Annotated in this window: 21 protein-coding genes; 9 read left to right on the top strand and 12 right to left on the bottom strand. The window is 74.4% G+C overall.

The features are described from left to right. Positions 1-36: 36 nt before the first annotated feature. On the top strand, positions 37-2100 hold the full coding sequence (locus FZ103_RS21705) for a beta-galactosidase (RefSeq protein ID WP_156003663.1): 2064 nt from the start codon (positions 37-39) through the stop codon (positions 2098-2100). Between the two features lie 93 nt (positions 2101-2193). On the opposite strand, the gene FZ103_RS21700 is transcribed toward FZ103_RS21705, so the two are convergent. The 3 genes from FZ103_RS21700 to FZ103_RS21690 form a co-directional block, all read right to left on the bottom strand. Further along, positions 2194-2907: a hypothetical protein gene (locus FZ103_RS21700; RefSeq protein WP_156003662.1), complete on the bottom strand. Its 714-nt coding sequence runs from the start codon at positions 2905-2907 to the stop codon at positions 2194-2196. Between the two features lie 114 nt (positions 2908-3021). Next, a complete protein-coding gene (locus tag FZ103_RS21695; RefSeq protein WP_156003661.1) occupies positions 3022-3519 on the bottom strand; it encodes a hypothetical protein in 498 nt (165 codons plus the stop codon). Positions 3520-3679: 160 nt separating this feature from the next. Next, positions 3680-4288 carry a TetR/AcrR family transcriptional regulator gene (locus FZ103_RS21690; protein ID WP_156003660.1) on the bottom strand — a complete coding sequence of 203 codons (609 nt, stop codon included), beginning with the start codon at positions 4286-4288 and terminating at the stop codon, positions 3680-3682. 98 nt (positions 4289-4386) lie between these two features. On the opposite strand from FZ103_RS21690, the gene FZ103_RS21685 reads away from it, so the two are divergent. Next, on the top strand, positions 4387-4635 hold the full coding sequence (locus FZ103_RS21685; protein WP_156003659.1) for a hypothetical protein: 249 nt from the start codon (positions 4387-4389) through the stop codon (positions 4633-4635). Between the two features lie 154 nt (positions 4636-4789). Here FZ103_RS21685 and FZ103_RS21680 read toward each other — a convergent pair whose 3' ends face one another. The 3 genes from FZ103_RS21680 to FZ103_RS21670 all read right to left on the bottom strand — a co-directional run bounded on the left by FZ103_RS21680 (position 4790) and on the right by FZ103_RS21670 (position 6810). Further along, entirely contained in the window at positions 4790-5491 is a 702-nt protein-coding gene (locus tag FZ103_RS21680; protein WP_186356649.1) for a TetR/AcrR family transcriptional regulator, read from the bottom strand. A gap of 87 nt (positions 5492-5578) precedes the next feature. Next, entirely contained in the window at positions 5579-5956 is a 378-nt protein-coding gene (locus FZ103_RS21675) for a hypothetical protein (protein WP_186356648.1), read from the bottom strand. Positions 5957-5997: 41 nt separating this feature from the next. Then, positions 5998-6810: a class I SAM-dependent methyltransferase gene (locus FZ103_RS21670; RefSeq protein WP_156003658.1), complete on the bottom strand. Its 813-nt coding sequence runs from the start codon at positions 6808-6810 to the stop codon at positions 5998-6000. Positions 6811-6880: 70 nt separating this feature from the next. On the opposite strand from FZ103_RS21670, the gene FZ103_RS21665 reads away from it, so the two are divergent. The 6 genes from FZ103_RS21665 (at position 6881) to FZ103_RS21640 (ending at position 12495) form a co-directional block, all read left to right on the top strand. Continuing rightward, positions 6881-7480: a TetR/AcrR family transcriptional regulator gene (locus FZ103_RS21665; RefSeq protein WP_186356647.1), complete on the top strand. Its 600-nt coding sequence runs from the start codon at positions 6881-6883 to the stop codon at positions 7478-7480. Further along, a complete protein-coding gene (locus tag FZ103_RS21660) occupies positions 7477-8247 on the top strand; it encodes a phosphotransferase enzyme family protein (protein ID WP_156003657.1) in 771 nt (256 codons plus the stop codon). The genes FZ103_RS21665 and FZ103_RS21660 overlap by 4 nt, the downstream gene beginning before the upstream one ends. A gap of 322 nt (positions 8248-8569) precedes the next feature. Further along, positions 8570-9772: an MFS transporter gene (locus FZ103_RS21655; protein WP_343233641.1), complete on the top strand. Its 1203-nt coding sequence runs from the start codon at positions 8570-8572 to the stop codon at positions 9770-9772. A gap of 263 nt (positions 9773-10035) precedes the next feature. Further along, positions 10036-10791 (top strand): dienelactone hydrolase family protein, encoded by a 756-nt coding sequence (locus FZ103_RS21650; RefSeq protein ID WP_156003656.1) that lies wholly within the window; start codon positions 10036-10038, stop codon positions 10789-10791. Between the two features lie 323 nt (positions 10792-11114). Next, on the top strand, positions 11115-12008 hold the full coding sequence (locus tag FZ103_RS21645) for a helix-turn-helix domain-containing protein (RefSeq protein WP_156003655.1): 894 nt from the start codon (positions 11115-11117) through the stop codon (positions 12006-12008). A 73-nt stretch (positions 12009-12081) separates the two neighbouring features. Beyond that, positions 12082-12495, top strand: a complete 414-nt coding sequence (locus FZ103_RS21640; protein ID WP_156003654.1) for a VOC family protein — start codon at positions 12082-12084, stop codon at positions 12493-12495. 119 nt (positions 12496-12614) lie between these two features. On the opposite strand, the gene FZ103_RS21635 is transcribed toward FZ103_RS21640, so the two are convergent. From FZ103_RS21635 to FZ103_RS21620, 4 genes are all read right to left on the bottom strand, one after another. Further along, entirely contained in the window at positions 12615-13601 is a 987-nt protein-coding gene (locus FZ103_RS21635) for a YihY/virulence factor BrkB family protein (protein ID WP_156003653.1), read from the bottom strand. Between the two features lie 144 nt (positions 13602-13745). Further along, on the bottom strand, positions 13746-14318 hold the full coding sequence (locus FZ103_RS21630; protein WP_156003652.1) for a DUF3618 domain-containing protein: 573 nt from the start codon (positions 14316-14318) through the stop codon (positions 13746-13748). Beyond that, entirely contained in the window at positions 14294-14722 is a 429-nt protein-coding gene (locus tag FZ103_RS21625; protein ID WP_156003651.1) for a phage holin family protein, read from the bottom strand. Before FZ103_RS21625 ends, FZ103_RS21630 begins: the two co-directional genes overlap by 25 nt. Continuing rightward, positions 14719-15408: a hypothetical protein gene (locus FZ103_RS21620; RefSeq protein ID WP_186356646.1), complete on the bottom strand. Its 690-nt coding sequence runs from the start codon at positions 15406-15408 to the stop codon at positions 14719-14721. Before FZ103_RS21620 ends, FZ103_RS21625 begins: the two co-directional genes overlap by 4 nt. 513 nt (positions 15409-15921) lie before the next feature. On the opposite strand from FZ103_RS21620, the gene FZ103_RS21615 reads away from it, so the two are divergent. Further along, positions 15922-16125 (top strand): cold-shock protein, encoded by a 204-nt coding sequence (locus tag FZ103_RS21615; protein ID WP_156003650.1) that lies wholly within the window; start codon positions 15922-15924, stop codon positions 16123-16125. Between the two features lie 193 nt (positions 16126-16318). On the opposite strand, the gene FZ103_RS21610 is transcribed toward FZ103_RS21615, so the two are convergent. Together FZ103_RS21610 and FZ103_RS21605 are read right to left on the bottom strand one after the other, a co-directional pair. After that, positions 16319-17236 carry a methionyl-tRNA formyltransferase gene (locus tag FZ103_RS21610; RefSeq protein ID WP_156003649.1) on the bottom strand — a complete coding sequence of 306 codons (918 nt, stop codon included), beginning with the start codon at positions 17234-17236 and terminating at the stop codon, positions 16319-16321. Between the two features lie 360 nt (positions 17237-17596). Further along, positions 17597-18409 (bottom strand): SAM-dependent methyltransferase, encoded by an 813-nt coding sequence (locus FZ103_RS21605; protein WP_186356645.1) that lies wholly within the window; start codon positions 18407-18409, stop codon positions 17597-17599. Positions 18410-18667 lie beyond the last annotated feature (258 nt).

Genomic DNA, 18667 nt, shown 5'->3' with positions numbered 1-18667 from the left:
CCGCCCGCAGCGCACGAAAGGAAAAGTAGGAACACGATGGCTGCTGCCCGACCCCACCGCTGGCTGCGCTGGCCCAAGAACGCCGCACCGCACGGCCGTGCCCCGCGGCTGGCCTACGGAGCCGACTACAACCCCGAGCAGTGGCCGCGCGAGGTCTGGGACGAAGACGTCCGGCTGATGCGCGAGGCGGGCGTGAACATCGTCTCGCTGGGCGTCTTCTCCTGGGCCCGCATCCAGCCCGGAGAAGACGAGTGGGACTTCGCGTGGCTGGACGAGGTCATGGACCTGCTGCACGCCAACGGCGTCGCCGTGGACCTGGCCACGGCGACCGCCTCCCCGCCGCCGTGGCTGACCGCGCTGCACCCGGAGATCCTGCCGGTCACCGCCACCGGCGAGACCGTGTGGCCGGGGGCGCGCCAGCACTGGCGGCCCACCTCGCCGGTCTTCCGCAGCTACGCCCTGCGGCTCGCCGAGGCCATCGCGCGGCGCTACGCCGACCACCCGGCGCTGGCCGCCTGGCACGTCTCCAACGAGCTGGGCTGCCACAACGTCTACGACTACTCCGACGACGCCGCGGCCGCGTTCCGCACCTGGCTGCGCGCCCGCTACGGCGGCATCGAGGAGCTCAACACCGCCTGGGGGACCGCGTTCTGGTCCCAGAGCTACACCGGGTTCGACCAGGTGCTGCCGCCGCGCCTGGCCGCATCCCACCCCAACCCCACCCAGCAGCTGGACTTCAAGCGCTTCTCCTCCGACGCGCTCAAGGAGTACCTGCGCGCCGAGCGCGACCTGCTGCAGGAGGTGACCCCCGACGTCCCGATCACCACCAACTTCATGGTGATGGGGGAGAGCCGGGGGATGAACTACGCCGACTGGGCCGGCGAGGTCGACTTCGTCTCCAACGACCACTACGTGCGGCCCGGAGCCCAGGCGCTGGACGAGCTGTCGTTTTCGGCCAACCTCACCGGCAACATCGCCGGAGGGCGGCCGTGGTTCCTGATGGAGCACTCCACCAGCGCCGTCAACTGGCAGCCGGTCAACCGGGCCAAGGCGCCCGGGGAGATGGCGCGCGACTCGCTGCTGCACGTGGCCCACGGCGCCGACGCGGTCTGCTTCTTCCAGTGGCGCCAGTCCGCCGCGGGCGCGGAGAAGTACCACTCGGCGATGGTGCCCCACGCCGGATCCGACAGCGCGGTCTTCCGCTCCGTGGCCGACCTGGGGGCACGGCTCACCCGGATGGCCCCGCTGGCCGGGTCGCGCCGCAAGCCCGCGCCGGTGGCGATCGTCTTCGACTGGGAGTCCTGGTGGGCCTGCGAGCAGGACTCCCACCCCACCTCGCTGCTGCGCTACCGGCAGGAGGCGCTGGACTGGTACTCGGCGCTGCTGGCCCGCGGCGTGCGCGCCGACGTGGTGCCGCTGGGCACGCCGCTGGACGGCTACGGCATGGCGGTGGCGCCCATCCTGCACCTGGTGCGCGAGGAGACCGCCAAGGAGCTGGTGCGCTACACCGAGGCCGGCGGGCACCTGGTCACCACCTACTTCTCCGGCGTCGTCGACGAGAACGACCACGCCTGGCTCGGCGGCTACCCCGGTCCGCTGCGCGAGCTGCTGGGCATCCGCATCGAGGAGTTCGCGCCCCTGCTGCCCGATGAGCGGGTCCGGCTCGACGACGGCTCGGTGGGAACGCTGTGGAGCGACGACCTCACCGTCACCGATCCGCAGGTCGAGGTCCTGGCCTCCTACGCCGACGGTCCCCGGGCCGGTCAGGCGGCGATCACGCGCCGCGCGACGGGGGCGGGGTCGGCGGCCTACGTCTCGACGCGGCTGGGCTCCCAGGGGCTGGCCGGCGTGCTGCCCCGGCTGCTGGAGCGGGCCGGGGTCTCCGGCGAGCTGCCGCCGCAGCTGCGCGGACGCGTGGAGGTGGCCGTGCGCGCCGACGACGGCGCCGAGTACTGGTTCGCGGTCAACCGCACCGCCGAACCGGTGGACATCGCCGACCTCGGCGGCGAACTGCTCGACCCCGCCGGCGCGGCGGAGCAGGACGGCGCCCGCATCCTGCCCCCGCGCGGCGCGGCCGTCCTGCGCCGCCCGATCTCCTGAGGGGCAGGGGACCGAGCGGCTCCGGCGCCCTGGTAAGGCGGCGGCGGGCCCGCATCCGGCGCGCCGGATGCGGGCCCGCCGCATGCGCGGGGCTCAATGCGCGTGATCGTGCCCCTCGTGGCCCTCGGGGACCTCCTCCTCCGGCGACGCGGCGTCCGGGCTCGCCGAGGACTGCCCCGGCGAGGGGGTGGCGGACGGCTCGCCGGAGCCGCCGCCGTGGCCGTGGCCCTCGTCGCCGTGCCCCGAGCCGCCGTGGCCCCCCTGGCCGTGGGAGGACTCGCCGTGGTGGCCGCCCGATCCTCCGTGGCCGTGCTCGTCGGACTCGGCGACCGCGGCGGCAGTGGCGAAGACGGCGGCCAGCACCGCCGCGGCGGCGACTCCCATGGCCACCGCCCCCGGCTCCGGCTCGTCGGTGCGCCACAGCAGGGCACCGACGACCGCCAGGATCAGGACGCCTTCGAGCCCGGCGGCGACCAGGCCCGTGGTCCCCACGGCCTCGGGAACGCCGGCGTGCGGGCCGAACGGAAGGCCCCAGACGCGGCTGTACCCCCACAGCGCGAGGATTCCCGCGTTGGCCGCGGCTCCGGTGCCGAGCAGAAGCGAATTGCTCCAGCGCAGCACGGCCACGCCCCACAGGGCCTGGAACACCCCCGCCAGCGCGAAGAAGACGCCCGAGGCGGGCCACGAGTCGGCGTGCACAGGGGCCATGACGACATGGATCTGGGCCGCGGCCAGTGAGGCCGCCGCGGCGATGTAGCGAGCGGTGTGGCCGGCGCGCCGCTTTTGGGCGCGACGAGATCGGTTCATGGAGAACTCCCGGTCGGTTCCGGTACGGACAGGGCGCGGCCGGTGGCCGCGCCGGTGGTGCCGTGCCGCGTCGGCGCCGGTCCGCGGGGGAGCGGCGCGCGCGGCCGAGGGCATCTAGATCCGCAGGATCGAGAGTTCGGCCAGGCGTAGCCGGGTGCGCCGCAGCCGCGCCCGGCGCCGGCGTCCGCGGATCGCGATCACCCGTGGGGGAGACGGCGCCAGGGCGCGCGGCCCGCCGGTGAGGAAGGCGGGCCAGCAGACCAGTGAGAGCAGCCCGGCGGAGGGCGCCACGCTCATGCAGTCGGCGTGGGAGTGCGGCTCGCCGGCTTGGGCGTGCCCGTTCGCCGCGCCGTCCGCCCCGGCGGCGTGGTGGTGCCCGCCGTGGCCGGTGGGGCCTGCGCCCTCGTGGGCGACGGTCAAGGAGTGGACGCCCTGGGCGGCGGCGCCGGTCTGTTCCGCGCTCGCGGAGTGCCCCAGGGCGGAGTCGGGATGCCCGTGGGTCAGCGCGCCGCCGACCCCGTGGACGGCCATGACCGGAAACAGCACCAGCACGAGCACGACGAGCGGCCACGCGGACGCGGCCGCCGTCCGGCGGGTGCGGGAGAACGGCATCTTTCCTCGGGCGCTGCGGGGAGGGCCAGGAGCGGGGATCGGTTCCGCATCTGCGGTGCGGACCGGCCGCAGACACTACCCGGTTGCGCAGGCGATGCCTAGACCGGTGCAGATACACAAGAAACGGGCGACCGGGTCCGCGGCGGCCGCCGCGCGACGCTCAGGGTCCGCCGGGCCCGCTCGCGAAGAGACGGTCGAGTTGGGAATCGACCACCTGCAGGGCACGCTCGGTTGTGCCGTGGCCGAGCAGCAGTTGGTAGCCCAGGCCGTCGCTGAGGGCGAGCAGAGCCGTCGCCTCCACCCGTGCCGGTGTCGCGGGCGCGATCTCCCCGCTGTCGATCGCCCGCTGGATCACCAGTTCGACAAGCCCTTGGAGCTGTTCGTAGCCCTGGAGGAGGTGGCGGGCCAGCCGCGGCTCGACGAGGGCGCGCGCCTGGAACGCCATGGCGACGCGGTTGGCCTGCTCGGCGCCGGTCCCGATCAGGGTCTGGGCGATGCCGCGGAGCACGGCACGCGGCTCGTCCGGGTCGGGCAGCGCCGCAAGGAAGTCGTGGACGCGGGCCGTTCCCTGCTCGCTGATGTAGTCCAGGGCGAACAGCAGCATCTCGTCTTTGGACTTGAAGTAATGCTGCACGCGCCCCATGGAGACCCCGGCTTCGGTGGCCACGTCGCGCAGGCTCACCGCCTCCAGGCCGTGCGCGGAGACGAGCGAGCAGACTGCTACGGCGATCTCCACCCGGCGCTGCCGGTGGTCGACCTGTTTGGGCATGGCCTCCCTTCCGGTCGGTTTCGGCGTGCATCCGCATTGCATCCTAGGCGAGAGTCTTTATAATGCAGTTGCATTGTAAAAACGGGAAGGGGAAACCGATGGCAGGAGCGCGCAAACGGCTGCTCGACGACTCCACGGGTGCGGGTCTGGCGGTGATCGTCGGCCTGGTGTTGGCGATTCAGGGCTTCGGTTCGGCGATCGCCGTCGCGATCTGGGAGTCCGACTGGGGCCTGCTCGCCGTGGCCCGTGAGCACTGGCGCTTGCCCGGGTGGGCGGCGTACGCACTTGGAGGCACCGGTCTGCTGGTCGCGGGTGGGGGGTGGGTCTGGCGCAAGGTGGTCGAATGACCGCCTCCGTGCCGGGTGACCGGACGACCGGCCCGAAGGCCATGGCGGGTGTGCGGTGACCGCAGCGTGGCCGTGTAGGCCGACGTGACCGGGCACCGGCCTGTCACGCGGATCGGGTCCGGAGCCGGTGCTGCGGCGGTGCGGCGTCGCTGAGTCAGCGGTGAGCCGGGGCGGCGGCGAGGCGGTCGAGGAACTCGTCCAGGAGTGCGCGCTCGCCGGGGGTGAAGAGGCCGTCGGCGTCGCCGAGCACCGCCTTGAGGCCGACGGCGCGCCGGACGTGGTCGGGCGGACCCTCGGGCGGCGCGCCGGTGATGGCGGCGATCGTGGAGTCGCGCAGCCGCCGGGAGAGGTCGTGGTCCCGCTCTTCGGCGGGCGTGCCGATGAGGCTGAGGGTCGTGCCGACGCCGGCGGCGTGGACCATGGCCGCGCCGGTCTCGACGCTGACCGCGAGCCGGCCGGCCTCGGCGACGCGCGAGACGAGCATGTGCAGCCGCCGCGAGGCCTGCTCGGTGGCCGAGGAGCGGCGGCCGGGCGCCGGTTGCCCGTACATGAGCAGGTAGTGCGCCGGGAACTCCAGCCCGAACGCCACGTGGGTGTCCCAGCCGGCGCGCAGGTCCTCCACCGGGTCGTCGGTCAGCGCCAGGCCGTGCTTGCGCACCAGGTAGGTCTCGAAGCCGTCGGCCGCCACCGCCTCCAGCAGTCCGGCCATGTCGGTGAAGAGCCGGTAGATGGTGGGCGGCTGCACCCCGGCGGCGGCGCTCACGGCGCGTGTGGTCACCGCGTCGCGGCCCTGGGTCGTCAGCAACTCGGTCGCGGCGTCGATGATGCGCCGCCGCGTCTCGTCCCGCTCATTCACGAATCAATGATATCACTGGTTTGATATCCCTGATCAGGTGGTCGGGTGCGGGCCATGCGGTTCGGCGCAGGCGGTCTCCGGCCGGGGTCACCGGATCCAGCGGGCGGCGGCGTCGAAGGTGTCGGCGGGGGTGCCGTCGAACGCGATCGCCGCGCCGGGTGCGTGCAGCCGGATCAGGTTGATCACCCGCTCCAGGAGTCCGAGCAGGTCCTCGGAGTGCCGCAGGCCGCCCCCGACGACCACGCACTCCCACTCGTGGGAGCGCAGCGCGGCGCCGACGACCGCCTCGGCGTCGTCGCCGCCGTCGAGGCCGATCAGACAGGTCTCGACGCCGACGCCGTGCTCGGCGAACCGCGCGAGTCCCGCCTCGATCGCTTCGGCCACCGGCGCGGGGTCCCAGGGGCCGGGCACCCGGTAGGGATCGAGCCCGACGACCAGGACGCGGGGCGGGACGTGTGTGTCCACACCGGCATGGTACGCCGCGGCGGGCGGGTGCCGGCGCCGGATCAGCTCCGGACCGCGGTGACCGCCATCGCGGTGTAGGGCATGGTGAACGCGCCGCCCAGGGCGTCGACGGCGGCGCCGACCTCCTCCAGCACCCGCTCCAGGTCGGCGGGCGCCAGGCGGGTGTGGCCGCCGGTCGTGGGCAGGTGGTCCAGCCATTCGTCGCGGGTGTAGGTCCGCTGCCAGTCGAACCGCCACTGCTCGGGCTCGCCGAACGCGCCGGCCTGCTGCATCCCCTCGGCGGCTGTGCGGCAGAGCCCGGCGTAGCTGTCGGCTCCGGCGGCCGTCCACTGGCGCGAGGCGAGCGAGTCGGGCAGTATCCGGCGGTAGACCTCCGTGAACGCCTCGGCCACCTCCTCCGGCGGCCGCCCGACGTTCCAGAACACCGCGAGCCGCCCGCCGGGCCGCAGCGCCTCCGCCGCTTTGGCGGCTCCCGCGACCGGCTCCACCCAGTGCCAGGTCTGCCCGGCCACGACCGCGTCGAAGTGCCGGCCGCGGGTGTCCCACGACTCCAGCGCCGCCACCTCGACGGGCAGGCCCCGCCCGCGCGCCCACTCGGCCATCCGGTGGTCGGGCTCGACCCCGAGCACCCGGCAGCCCGCCGCCTGGAACTGCCGGGCGGCGATGCCGGTGCCGCAGCCGACGTCGACGACCTCGGGGCCGGGGGAGGCGGCGGTGATCGCCTCGATCAGGGCCTCGGGGTAGCGCGGGCGGGCCCGGTCGTAGCGCTCGGGGTCGGAGCCGAACGACTCGGCGACCTCGCGGGCCTGATGGGGCTCCCGGTCGGGCGGGGGCCCGGAGGGTAGAGTGGGCATGCGCCCACAATAGTGGGCACGTGCCCACTCGGCAACGGGGCGGGCCGCACACAGCGAGGAGGGATCCGGGGTGCCGACAGGGACGGCGATTCGCGACGTGCGCGAGCAGCTCTTCGACGCCGCGGAGCGGATCCTGCTCCGGGACGGCCCCACCGCCCTGACCAGCCGCGCGGTGACCACCGAGGCGGGCTGCGCCAAGGGGGTGCTGCACCGGCACTTCGCCGACTTCGACGCCTTCCTCGCCGAACTCGTCGCCGACCGCATCGCCCGGCTCGACGACCAGGCCGCCGCCTTGCGCGGCGCCGCCGGCACCGGCACCGTCGCCGGCAACCTCACCGAGGCGCTGACGACGCTGTTCGACTCGGTCGCGGTGGGGATCGTCGGCCTCGTCATCGCCCGCGACGGGCTGCGCGACCGGCTGCGCCGGACCGCGCCGACCGGCCTCCCGCTACTGGCCGAGGCGTCGGCCATGCTCGCGTCCTACCTCGCCGCCGAGCGGGACCTGGGCCGTATCGCGCCGGACGCCGACGTCGGCACCCTCGCTCCCACGCTGATCGGGGCCGCCCACCTGCTCTTCGCCGATCCCGGCGGCCCGCCCGATCCCGGAGCCGTCCACAGAACCGTGACCGCGGTCGTCGGCGGGCCGGCGCCCTCGGCCGGCGCGCGATGAGCGCTGACGGCGTCCTGCGCGGCGGCGTCAACACCGTGCGCCGAGTCGGCGACACCGTGCACCGCCCGGCGACGGCGGCCGCACCGGCGATCCACCGGCTGCTGCGGCACCTGCGCGCGCAGGGCTTCGACGGGGCGCCGGCGCCGCTCGGCTTCGACCGATCCGGCGAGGAGGTGCTCACCTACCTGCACGGCGACGTGCACCAGGCGCTCCCGCCCGAGCTGCGCACCGGCGAACTGCTGGAGTCGGCGGCCGTGCTGCTGCGCCGCCTCCACGACGCGACCGCCGACTTCTCGGCCCCGCCCGGGGAGCACTGGAACCAGCCGCCCCGCTCGCCCGCCGAGGTCGTCTGCCACGGCGACACCGCCCCCTACAACTGCGTGGTCCGCGGCGGCCGGGCGGTCGGCTTCATCGACTTCGACACCGCCCACCCCGGTCCGCGGCTGTGGGACCTCGCCTACGCGGTCTACCGGTTCGCGCCGCTGCAGGCGCCCACCAACCCCGACGCCTTCGGTTCCCCGCAGGAGCAGGGCCGCCGCGCCGCCGCCTTCTGCCGCGCCTACGGGCATCAGGCCGACGCGCGCCTGCTCGACGCGGCGGCCGAGCGGCTGCGCCGGCTCCTCGACCACATGCGCGAGCGGGCCGCAGCGGGCGATGCGGCCTTCCAGACCCATCTCGCCGAGGGACACGCCGGCCTCTACGAGACCGACATCGCCTACCTCGGCGCCCATCGCGCCGCGCTCCTGCGGGCCTTCGCGGCCCCATGACGCCGTTGCGCGGCGCCCCCGGACCGCGGCTGCGGAATCCGAGGTGCGAACCGGTGGACCGCGCGGCATCCGCTGCGGAGCGCCCGATAAGCTGACGGCCTTGTTATCCGATGTCCGGATGTATCGTCGCGGCGTTCGGCCGGTGAGGAACGGGGGCGAGCCGGGCAGCCGCCACCGCCGGGAAAGCCCCGAGCGGTCGGCCGGACCGCCGGGCGCCGGGCCGGGCCGCCCGCCGGCGCTCCGCCCGCCCCTGCCCGCAGTCCGAGGACCCAGCCGCCAGGAGGCAATATATGGCCGCCCCGCAACCGCCGCGGAACCGCACGTGAGCCCTGCCCGCGCCGCCCTCCGCGGCAGCGGCTGGCTGTGGTGGCTGCTGGCCACCGTCGCCGCGACCCAGACCACGCTGAACCTGTGCCGGCCGCTGATCTCCTACCGCTCCGTCGCGCTGGGCGCCGACGCGTTCGCGGTCGGTCTCATCACGGCGGCCTTCGCCCTGCTGCCGCTGGTCGTCGCCGTACCGCTGGGCCGGCTCAGCGACCGCCTGCGGCGCACGGCCTGGATCGTGGCCGCGGGCATCACGCTGATGGCGCTGGCCCCACTGCTGCTGGCCGCCTCGCAGCGGCTGGCCACCGTCGCCGCGGGCAGCGCCGTCCTCGGCCTGGGCCACCTCACGTTCATGGTCGCCGCACAGCGGATGATCGCCCAGCGCTCCGGCGAAGACGCCCTGGACCGCAACTTCGGCCTGCTCACCGCCACGGCCGCGCTCGGCCAGCTCGTCGGCCCTCTGCTGTCGAGCCTCCTGCTCGGCGACGCCTCCTCCGACGGGGGACTGGAGGCCGCGACCCGTCAGGCCCTGCTCGTGGCGGGGGCGACCGCGGCACTGGGGCTTCCGGCCGTTGCGGGGCTGTGGTCGGCGAAGCGGCCCACGACCGCCGACGGAGGGTCGGCGGCCCTGCCGCTGGCCGACCTGCTGCGCCGCCCCGGCGTGCCCACGGGCCTGTTCACCAGCCTCGCGCTGCTGTCGGCGGTGGACCTGCTCACCGCCTACCTGCCGCTCATCGCCGAGGAGCGCGGCATCAGCCCCGCCGTCGTCGGCGCCCTGCTGGCCACGCGGGCGGGCGCGTCGATCGCGTCGCGCCTGCTGGTGGACCTCCTCGTGCGCCGCTGGCCCCGCCACCTGCTCATCATGGGCAGCACTCTGGGCTCGGCGGCCGCGCTCGGCGCGGTCGCGGTCCCCGCGTCGGGCACGGCCGCGATGGCCGTCGCGCTCGCCCTGGGCGGGTTCCTCCTGGGCCTCGGCCAGCCGCTGACCATGACCATGGTGGTCCGCGCCGTCCCGCCCGAGACGCGCGGCACCGCCTTGTCGCTGCGGTTGTGGGGAAACCGGGTCGGCCAGGTCGCGATCCCCGCAGCCGCGGCCCTGGTCGCCGGCAGCGCCGGCGCCGCCGGAGCGCTCTGGTTCGTCGGCGCCGTCCTGCTTGCGGCCACCAAGGCCGTCCACTCCTCGGCGGCCCGGCACCGGTGACCCCGCCGCCCGCGCATCCCGCCCGACCCTCGGGAACCGATCTCGTACCGGCAGCCGTCGCGAGCGCCGGCACGTGACCGCAGATGCCGGATCGCCGGCGGCGGGGCGGCGCGTCTCTCGACCGATCGGCATCGCTACTAGGGTGGGCCGGTGGATCCGGGCCGCGCCGCGGTGGTGGCGTGCGAGTGCCGTCGGCACCGGTCCGCCCGCACCGTCCGCCCGCGCTCGGGGCTTTCGCCGCGCCGTAGGAGGGGAACGCAGCCATGACCGCCGTGCAGGCAACCGCCGTGGACATCGCGACCGAGGACGGCACCGCCGACGCCTACCTCGCCCATCCCGACGACGGCGCCGCCCACCCCGGTGTCCTGATGTACATGGACGCGTTCGGCCTACGCCCCCAGCTGGAGGGGATGGCCCGCCGCCTGGCCGAGGCCGGCTACACCGTGCTGGTGCCCAACGTCTTCTACCGCCACGGGCGCTCCCCGGTCGTGGACCTGCCCGAGTACATCGACCCGGGGGCCCGCCCGGAGATCTTCGAGAAGCTCGGGCCGATCATGCGGTCGCTCACTCCCGAGCAGGCGATGCGCGACGCCGACGCCTACCTGCGCCGGCTGGCCGAGCTGCCGCAGACCGCGGGGGAGCGGTTCGGCGTCACCGGATACTGCATGGGCGCCGTGCTGGCCCTGCGCACGGCGGGCACCCATCCCGACCGGGTCGCGGCCATGGCCGGGTTCCACGGCGGCGGTCTGGCTCCCGACGCACCCGACGGCCCGCATCTGCTGGCCGACCGCATCACCGCCGAGCTCTACTTCGGCCACGCCGACCAGGATCCCGCGATGCCCCCCGAGCAGCAGGAGCGCCTCAGCCGGGCTCTGGAGGACGCCGGCGTCCGGTTCACCGCCGAGGTCTACACCGGTGCCGCCCACGGCTACACCCAGGCCGACACCGCCAGCCACGACCCGGAGGCGACCGAGCGCCACTGGCGGGCGCTGCTGGACCTGCTGAACCGCACCCTCTGACCCGCCCGCCCTCCGCCGGGCGCGGTCCGACCGGAGTAACGCGGCCGCGCCGCGGCCACCGCGCCGTACCCCCGTGTGCGGGGCCGGTTCGGCGGGGACCGCACCCCGGCTGCGCCGGGGCGCGGTCCCCGGGCCGTCGACGTGCGGCGCGCATCCGGGTAGACAGGAATGCGCGGGTGGTTTCCGGGGGAGGCGGCCGGACAGGCCGGGCGCCCGCCGGAAGGCCGCGCCGATCGCCCGGGGGAGGGGCGTCCGCCTGCTGCGGGCGGCGGGCATCGCCGCCGACCCGCGCCGGGCGCTCCCGGTTGTGCGGAGGACGGACCATGGTCGCTGACGATGCCGGTGAGACGACCGGACGGGAATGGGACTTCGTCCGCGTGGGCGGCGTCCTGCCGGGCGCGGTCGCCTCCGCGGTCGGCTACGCATCCGGCGATTCCGTGCAGCCGGTCCACCGCGGGCTGCCCTCGCCCTATCTGACGTTCATCATCACGCTGAACACCCCGGTGGTCGAGGGATCCACCGCCGACGAGGCGCTGGGGCCCGGCGCCTCGCGGCTGGACGTCGTGACCGCCGGCCTGCACACCGCCCCCTCCTACATCGCCCAGTCACCGGGGCAGGCGGGTGTCCAGCTCGCGGTCTACCCGCTGGCCGCGCGGCGGATCCTCGGTATGCCCGCCGGCGAGCTGGCCGAGCGCTCCCACGACGGCACGGACGTGCTGGGGCGGGCGATCGGCGAACTGCGCGACCGGATGATCGAGGCGCCCGACTGGGACTCGCGGTTCCTCGCCCTGCGGGGGTTCCTCGGCGACCGGATGCGGCTGACCGAGCGGGCGCCGGCCGCACGCCCCGAGGCGGCCGAGGCCTGGCGGTGGCTGGCGCGGCACCGCGGCGCCGGGTCGGTCGGCGGCCTGGCCGATCACGTGGGACTCAGCCGCCGCCAGGTGCAGACCGTGTTCGTGCGCGAGTTCGGCGTGGGCCCCAAGGCGTTCAACCGCCTGCTGCGCTTCCAGCGGGCGGTCCGGGCGATCACCGAGCAGGTGGGCGAGGGCGAGTCGCCGGATCTGGCCTCGATCGCCGCCGAATGCGGCTTCTACGACCAGCCCCACCTGAACCGCGACTTCCGGATGTTCACCGGCACGGCACCGGCGTCCTGGATCGCCGAGGAGGCCGGATCCATCCGCGCCGGCGGCCACCGCAACGGCGACGAGCCCGTCTGACCTGCCGGCAGGCCGCCGCCGACACCGCCGAAAGTTCCAAGCCCGCGGGCCCGGCCGGTGCGAGTCTGGGCCTATGAGTGATACAGCAGCGACCCCGGCCCCGACCGTGTGGCCGGCTTTCCAAGCCCGCGACGCCCACGCCATGGTCGAGTTCCTGACCTCGGTGCTCGGCTTCCGCAAGACGGCCGTCTACGCCGAGGGCGACACCGTCGTCCACGCCCAGCTGGACTGGCCGGAGGGCGGCGGAGTCATGTTCGGCAGCCACAAGCCCGGCGGCGACTGGACGCGCGAGCCGGGCAACGCCGGCATGTACGTCGTCACCGATCACGTCGACGAGATCTACGAGCGCGTGCGGCGCTCGGACGCCGCCACCGTCGTCCGCCCACTGCAGGACACCGACTACGGCAATCACGAGTTCACCTGCGCCGACCCGGAGGGCAACCTCTGGTCCTTCGGCACCTACCGCGGCGAGCCGGCGCCGTCCTGACCCGCCGCCCGCACGGACCCGCCCAAGCACGCGAGTCCGCCCGGCCGCCCGGCGGTGCGTCCCCCCCGGGGGACGCACCGCCGGGCGCATCCGCGGACCGCCCGGGCGGCCGCAGCGGCTCAGTGCTCCTGCTTGGTGGCCTCGCGCCGCTGCTGCTTGGGGACGTCGCGCATCTCGACGTAGGGTTCCTCGTCCTCGGGGTGGCCCTCCGCGAGCGCCCGGCCGCGCTGGATCTCGGAGTTGAACTCCTCGCCGAGCAGGATGGCGATGTTGGTGATCCACAGCCAGACCAGGAAGATGATCACCGCCGCCATGCTGCCGTAGGTCTGGCTGTAGGAGGCGAAGGTCGCGAGGTAGAGCGCGAACGCCCCCGACGCCAGCAGCCAGATCACCACGGCCAGCACACTGCCCGGGCTGACCCAGCGGAACCCGCGCTTGGCGTTGGGCGAGGCCCAGTACAGCACCGCGATCATGAACATGACGACGAGCAGCAGCACCGGCCACTTCGCGATGCGCCACACCATGACGGTGACGGGCCCCAGCCCCAGCAGCTGCCCCGCCTGCTCGGCGAGGGCGCCGGTGAGGACGACCGCCACCGCCGCCGCGGTCAGCAGGACGACCATGAGCAGCGTGACCCCGAGCCGGATCGGCAGGGTCTTGTAGATCGGGCGCCCCTCGGGAACGTCGTAGACGACGTTGGAGGCGCGCATGAAGGCCGCGATGTAGCCGGAGGCCGACCATAGTGCGACGACCAGGCCGATCAGTCCGAAGATGCCGGCCGCGGCCTGGTTGCGCTGCATGTTCTGGATGATCGTGGTCAGGAACCCGGCGACGTCGGCGGGTGCCGCGGACAGGCTGCTGGTCAGGGCCTGGGTCGCCGACTGCCCGGCGAAGCCCAGCAGCGAGACCAGGACCAGCAGTGCGGGAAAGATCGACAGGATCCCGTAGTAGGTCAGCGCGGCGGCGAGATCGGTCAGGTTGTCGGCGCGGAACTCGGCGACGGTGCGTCGCAGCGACCCCCACCACGAGCGCGCCGGCAGCTGGGTCGGCGCAGACGCCTCCCGGGTCGCGGACCCGTTCTCTGTGCTCCGATGGCTTGCGGCCATTGTCGGTCCCCTTGTCGGATCTTGGGGGCGGCGCCGACCGCCCCCCTACGGCGGTCGCGGTCCGCGCGGACCGGCGCGAGCGGGGCCCGCCGGTGCGCGGACCGCGAGGTCGGAGGCGGGCAGCGTGCGGCCGGCCCCCCTTACTCAGGAGCCGCGCACCTGCTGCGCTGCCGTCTGCGCCTCTTCGCGGCTGTGCTGGGCGGTGCGCTGCGCCGAGCCCGATGCGCTCTCCTTGAGCTCCTCGCCCGCGGAGCGCGCCGACTCCGTCGCCTGCTCCTTGACCCGCTCGGCGGACTCGGTCACCGCCTGCTTCGCGGGCTCCAGGGCCCCTCCGGCCCGCTGCCGGACCTGCTCGGCCGCCTTCTGCTCGGAGCGGCTCTCCGACACGGCCGAGGCCGCCAGCAGCCCGGCGCCGAAGGCGATCAGCCCCGCCGCGAGCGGGTTGCCCTGGGTCTCCTGGCGGGCACGCTCCGAGGCCGACTTCGCGGCGCCCGTGGCCTGCCGGCCGGCGGAGCGCACGCTCTGCGCCGAGCCGCCGCCCGACCCGGAGCCCATCACGCATTCGCGCATCCCCGCGGCCTTGGCGCGCATCTTGGCGGTGCGGCGCTTGGCCATCCGCCGGGGATCGGCGCGCTGCGCCAGCTGGTCGGTGTCATGGACCAGCTCGGTGCGCGTGCGCTCGATGTCCTGCCTTATCTGGTCGGGTGTTTCGCCCATTGCGCATCCTCCTTCAGCGTCTCGACCGTGCGTTCCGGCGTCATCGACACGCGGCGCATCTCCGAGCGGCCCCGCATGTACAGGACCGCACCGATGACCGCCCACACGGCCGCCACGACCAGCGCCGACCACGCCGGCCCGATCAGTTGGGCGAGTCCGAAGACGGCCGCGAGGGAGAGCAGGACCAGCGTCATGTAGCCGGCGAACCCCGCCCCGCCGAACAGGCCTGCGGCCTTGCCCGCCCTGGTCGCCTCCTCGCGCATCTCGGCCTTGGCCAGTTGCAGCTCCTGGTGGAACAGCGTCTGCAGGTCGCCGACCACCTCGTTCAGCAGCTCCGAGAGCGGCCGTTCGTCCTCGTCGGGCCGGATGCGCTGGTCCGGGCCCGTCCTGGGAACCGTCGTCATCGCCGCTCCTCCTCCGTACGCGGAACCGGTCCCGGCCCCGGGCGCTCAGCGGCCCCTGGGGGCGGCTCGGCGAGGGGGTCCCCGTGCGGCGCCGGCGGCGGCGACGGAACCGCCTCGCCCGCGCTGGGCTCCCCCTGGCGCGGCGCCACCGGCGCGACCGGCCGGTCGCCCGCCGGCTGCGGTTGCGCCGTGGCGGTCTCGTCCTGCCGGGACCCGGCGGAGGAGGCCTTGAGCACGCGGCCGACCGCGAACCCGGCCACGGCGGCGCCGACCAGGAAGGCCATCGGCCGGCGGCGCGCGAAGTCCCTGGTTTCGGCGATCAGCCCGTCGACGCCGCGCTCGTCGAGGAAGTCGGCGGCCTCGTGGCCGCCCCGCGCCACTTGGCGCACCATCCCCTGCACCGGCGAACCGGTTTCGCCGTGCTCGGCCATCGACTCCAGTTCCCACGACCAGTTCCGCAGGTTCTCGCCGGCGCGCCGGGTCTGGCTCTGCGCCTCGCTCCTGATCCGTTCCTGCACGTCGTCGGCGACGTGCACGGCTTGGACGCGGGCGTCTCCCGCCAGGGTCCGGGCCTCCTGCCCGGCCGTCGAGGCGACCTCGCCCGCGGCCGAACGCGCCTGTCCGGCGGTCTCCGCCAGACGGCCGCCGCCCGACTCCGATTCACCGGCTCCGTGCTGCGGATGCATCACAGATGCCTCCCTCCGCATGGACCTTCGTTCGGTGCACGGTCCCGCTACCCCGGGGCCGCGGTGACAACCGCCCGCGACCGCCTCCAGAGGGGCCGAGAACGGATCGGGCGCCCCCCGCCGGGCGGGCCGTTCCCCCAGGTCGCGCTCGGTGCGTGCGGGTGGTGAGGCGCCGGCCCGCCCGCGCTGCCGCTCGGCCCGCACGCCGTGCCCGGTGCTTGCGGCACGAGCCCGCGCGCGGACACCGACGGGGAACCGCGGCCGGCCGCCGGGGCGGCGGAAGCGCCGCCGCCGGACACTCCGCCGGCCGGAAACCGCGCGCCGGGAATACTCCATGCTGTAGGTTGTTCTACTGAGCGATCGTGCGTTTTTCTGTATGAATTTGACTTCGTGTATTGCGCTCGCAGTCTTCAACGCGAGTGATCCTGCAGCCAGGGATGGTGGGCGGGCGCTCCAAAGCGATCGCGGATCCGGACCACGGATCCGAACCCGTCGACCTGCCAGGAGGCAGACATGGCTCAGGGAACCGTCAAGTGGTTCAACGGCGAAAAAGGCTTCGGCTTCATCAGCCAGGACGAGGGCGGCCCGGACGTCTTCGTGCACTACAGCAACATCGACGGCACGGGCTTCCGCAACCTCGATGAGAACCAGCGCGTCGAGTTCGACGTCACGCAGGGCCCCAAGGGCCCGCAGGCCGAGCGCGTCCGCGCCGTGTAGCGGCGGCGCGGCCCCCGGCCCCCGGGTGCGCCGCGCCACTTCGCACTGAGACTGCCCCCGCCGGGTCCCGGCGGGGGCAGTCGTCGTCGGGGCCGCCACCGGATCCGCCCGGGCCACCGGGCCCTGCCGAGCCCGGAGGGAGTCTCCCGCGCTCACCCGCAGGCCGCGGCGGGCCCGGGGGCGGTGAGCGTGCTTACCGGAAGCGGAACCCGCTGGTGAGACCCGCGGCGGCGGCCCACTCCGCGGCGGGGACCTTGCCCGCACCGCCGTGCTGCACCCGGCCGACGCGCAGCACGCCGCCGTTGAGCCGGATCGAGATACCCTCGCCGTCGGCGTCGAGCACCTGCCCGGGCATCCCGGGGCGCAGCTCCCCGGTGAGGCGGCAGTCGAAGAACCGCAGCTTCTCCTCCTCGAAGAGGGTCCATGCTCCGGGCCGGGGGTCGCTGCCCCGGACCAGGTCGTAGACGGTCTGCGCGGGGCGGTGCCAGTGGATCTCGACGTGCCGGTCGCGGCACCCGGGCTCGAAGGTCGCCGCGGCGTGCTCCTGCTCGATGCGCGGCGCGTCTCCGGCCGCCACCAGGGCCACCGCCTCCGACATCGCGTCCACCCCCAGGGGGAAGAGGCTGTTGAAGTAGAGGCTGCCCACGGTGTCGTCGGGGCCGATCGGGCACCGCTTCTGCAGCAGGATCGGGCCGGTGTCGATCCCCTCGTCCGGCCAGAAGACGCTCAGGCCGGTCTCCTGCTCCCCGTTGATGATCGCCCAGTTGATCGCCGACTTGCCGCGGTGGTGCGGCAGCAGGCTGGGGTGGTACTGCGCGGTTCCGTACTTGGGGAGGGTGAACACCGTGTCCGGCAGGAACTCGGTGACGAACGCCATCAGGCAGAAATCCGCCTCGAACTCCTTCCACTTGATGAGGCCGGCGGTTTCCTTCAGGTCGGCTGTGGGCACCCGCGGGATGCCGTGGGCGCCACTGGCCGCCCAGAGCGGGTCCTCCCGCCCGCTGTCGGCCGGCTCCGGTGCCGCGACACCGGCAACGGTCACGCCATCGTCCTGCAGCCGCCGGAGCACTGCCTCTCCGAAGGCCGCCTGCCCGATAATGGCAACACGCATATATCACTCCCGGCAGACATTTCCGTAGATCCCCCCGTCCGAGCCATTTCGGCAAGGTATCGGATGGATCTGCGGCCGCTGCGACCGCCTGGGGGCCGAGCGGCCCCGCCGCCCGGGCGGCGTACGTTCGCGCCGGTCAGCGCCCATCTGCGAGCAACCGGTCGCGGAGGCGCCATCCCGGCCGGGCCTCGCGATTCGGGTGCGGCCCGCGAATCCGCGCCGGCAGCGCCGGAGGAGGAACGGCGGGCCGAATTTGGGCGAATCTACGACGTACAGGACGAACGTCGGGAAACCGGTCGACCAGACACCCGGGAGCACGGAACGCGGCCGTGCACCGGTCTTCCGCCCCGTGACGGCGGATCAGCGAGCGCCGGGCTTGCGGGCGACGCCGCCGTACTCGGCGACCGGGACGGCCGCGCCAGCCCCGGTCTGCTCCGGGCGCCACAGCGAGCAGGAGACCACGCCCGGCTCCAGCAGCTCCAAGCCGTCGAACAGCGCCTCGATGCCGGCGGCCGAGCGGACGGTCAGCTTGGGCGTGCCCTTCTCGTTCCACGCCGCGGCGACCTGGTGGGCGCGGTCGGGGTCGAGGTCGTCGGTGGGGTGGGAGACCACGAGGAAGCTTCCCGGCGGAAGCGCGCCCAGCAGCCGGTCCAGGAGCGAGCGGACCTCGGCGTCGTCGCCGACGAAGTTGAGGACGCCCAGCAGCATCAGCGCCACGGGGCGGGAGAAGTCCAGGCTGGCGTCCGCCGCCTCCAGGATCGCTTCGGGATCGCGCAGATCGGCGTCGACGTATTCGGTGGCGCCTTCGGCGGTGCCGGTCAGCAGCGTGCGGGCGTGCGCGAGGACCATCGGGTCGTTGTCGACGTAGACGACCCGCGCATCGGGGGCCGCCGCCTGGACGACCTCGTGGGTGTTGTCGCGAGTGGGCAGCCCGGCGCCGATGTCGAGGAACTGCCGCAGGCCCTCGTCGCGCGCCAGATACGTGGCGGTGCGCACCAGGAACGCGCGGTCGGCCCGAGCGTTGTCCGCGATCTCGGGGAAGAACGCGCGGATGCGCTCGCCCATCTCCCGGTCGACGGGGTAGTTGTCCGTACCGCCCAGCCAGTAGTTCCAGATGCGGGCGTTGTGCGGCACAGAGGTGTCGATCCGGGGCTCGGGTTTCTCGGCGGGCACGGTCCTGCCTTCCGCGCTGGGGTGGGGGCGGGCGTGGGGCGGGTGCTACCGGACCATTCAACGGCCCGCGGGAGCCGCGGGCAAGCAGGCGCCGACGCGCAGCCGCCCCGCGGTGGGCGCGCTCCCGCGAGCGGTCTCTTCGCCGGGCATCCAATGGACCGGAGGCGGGACCGCTCCCTAGACTGCCGGGGAACCGGCGACGGGGCGGACCCGCCGGCCGGAAAGGGAGTGGGCGCACGCCACGGAAACGAGGGTCGC

Source organism: Streptomonospora sp. PA3 (assembly GCF_009728995.1).
Classification (GTDB): Bacteria; Actinomycetota; Actinomycetes; order Streptosporangiales; family Streptosporangiaceae; genus Streptomonospora.
This window is presented reverse-complemented; position numbering and strand designations above follow the sequence as displayed.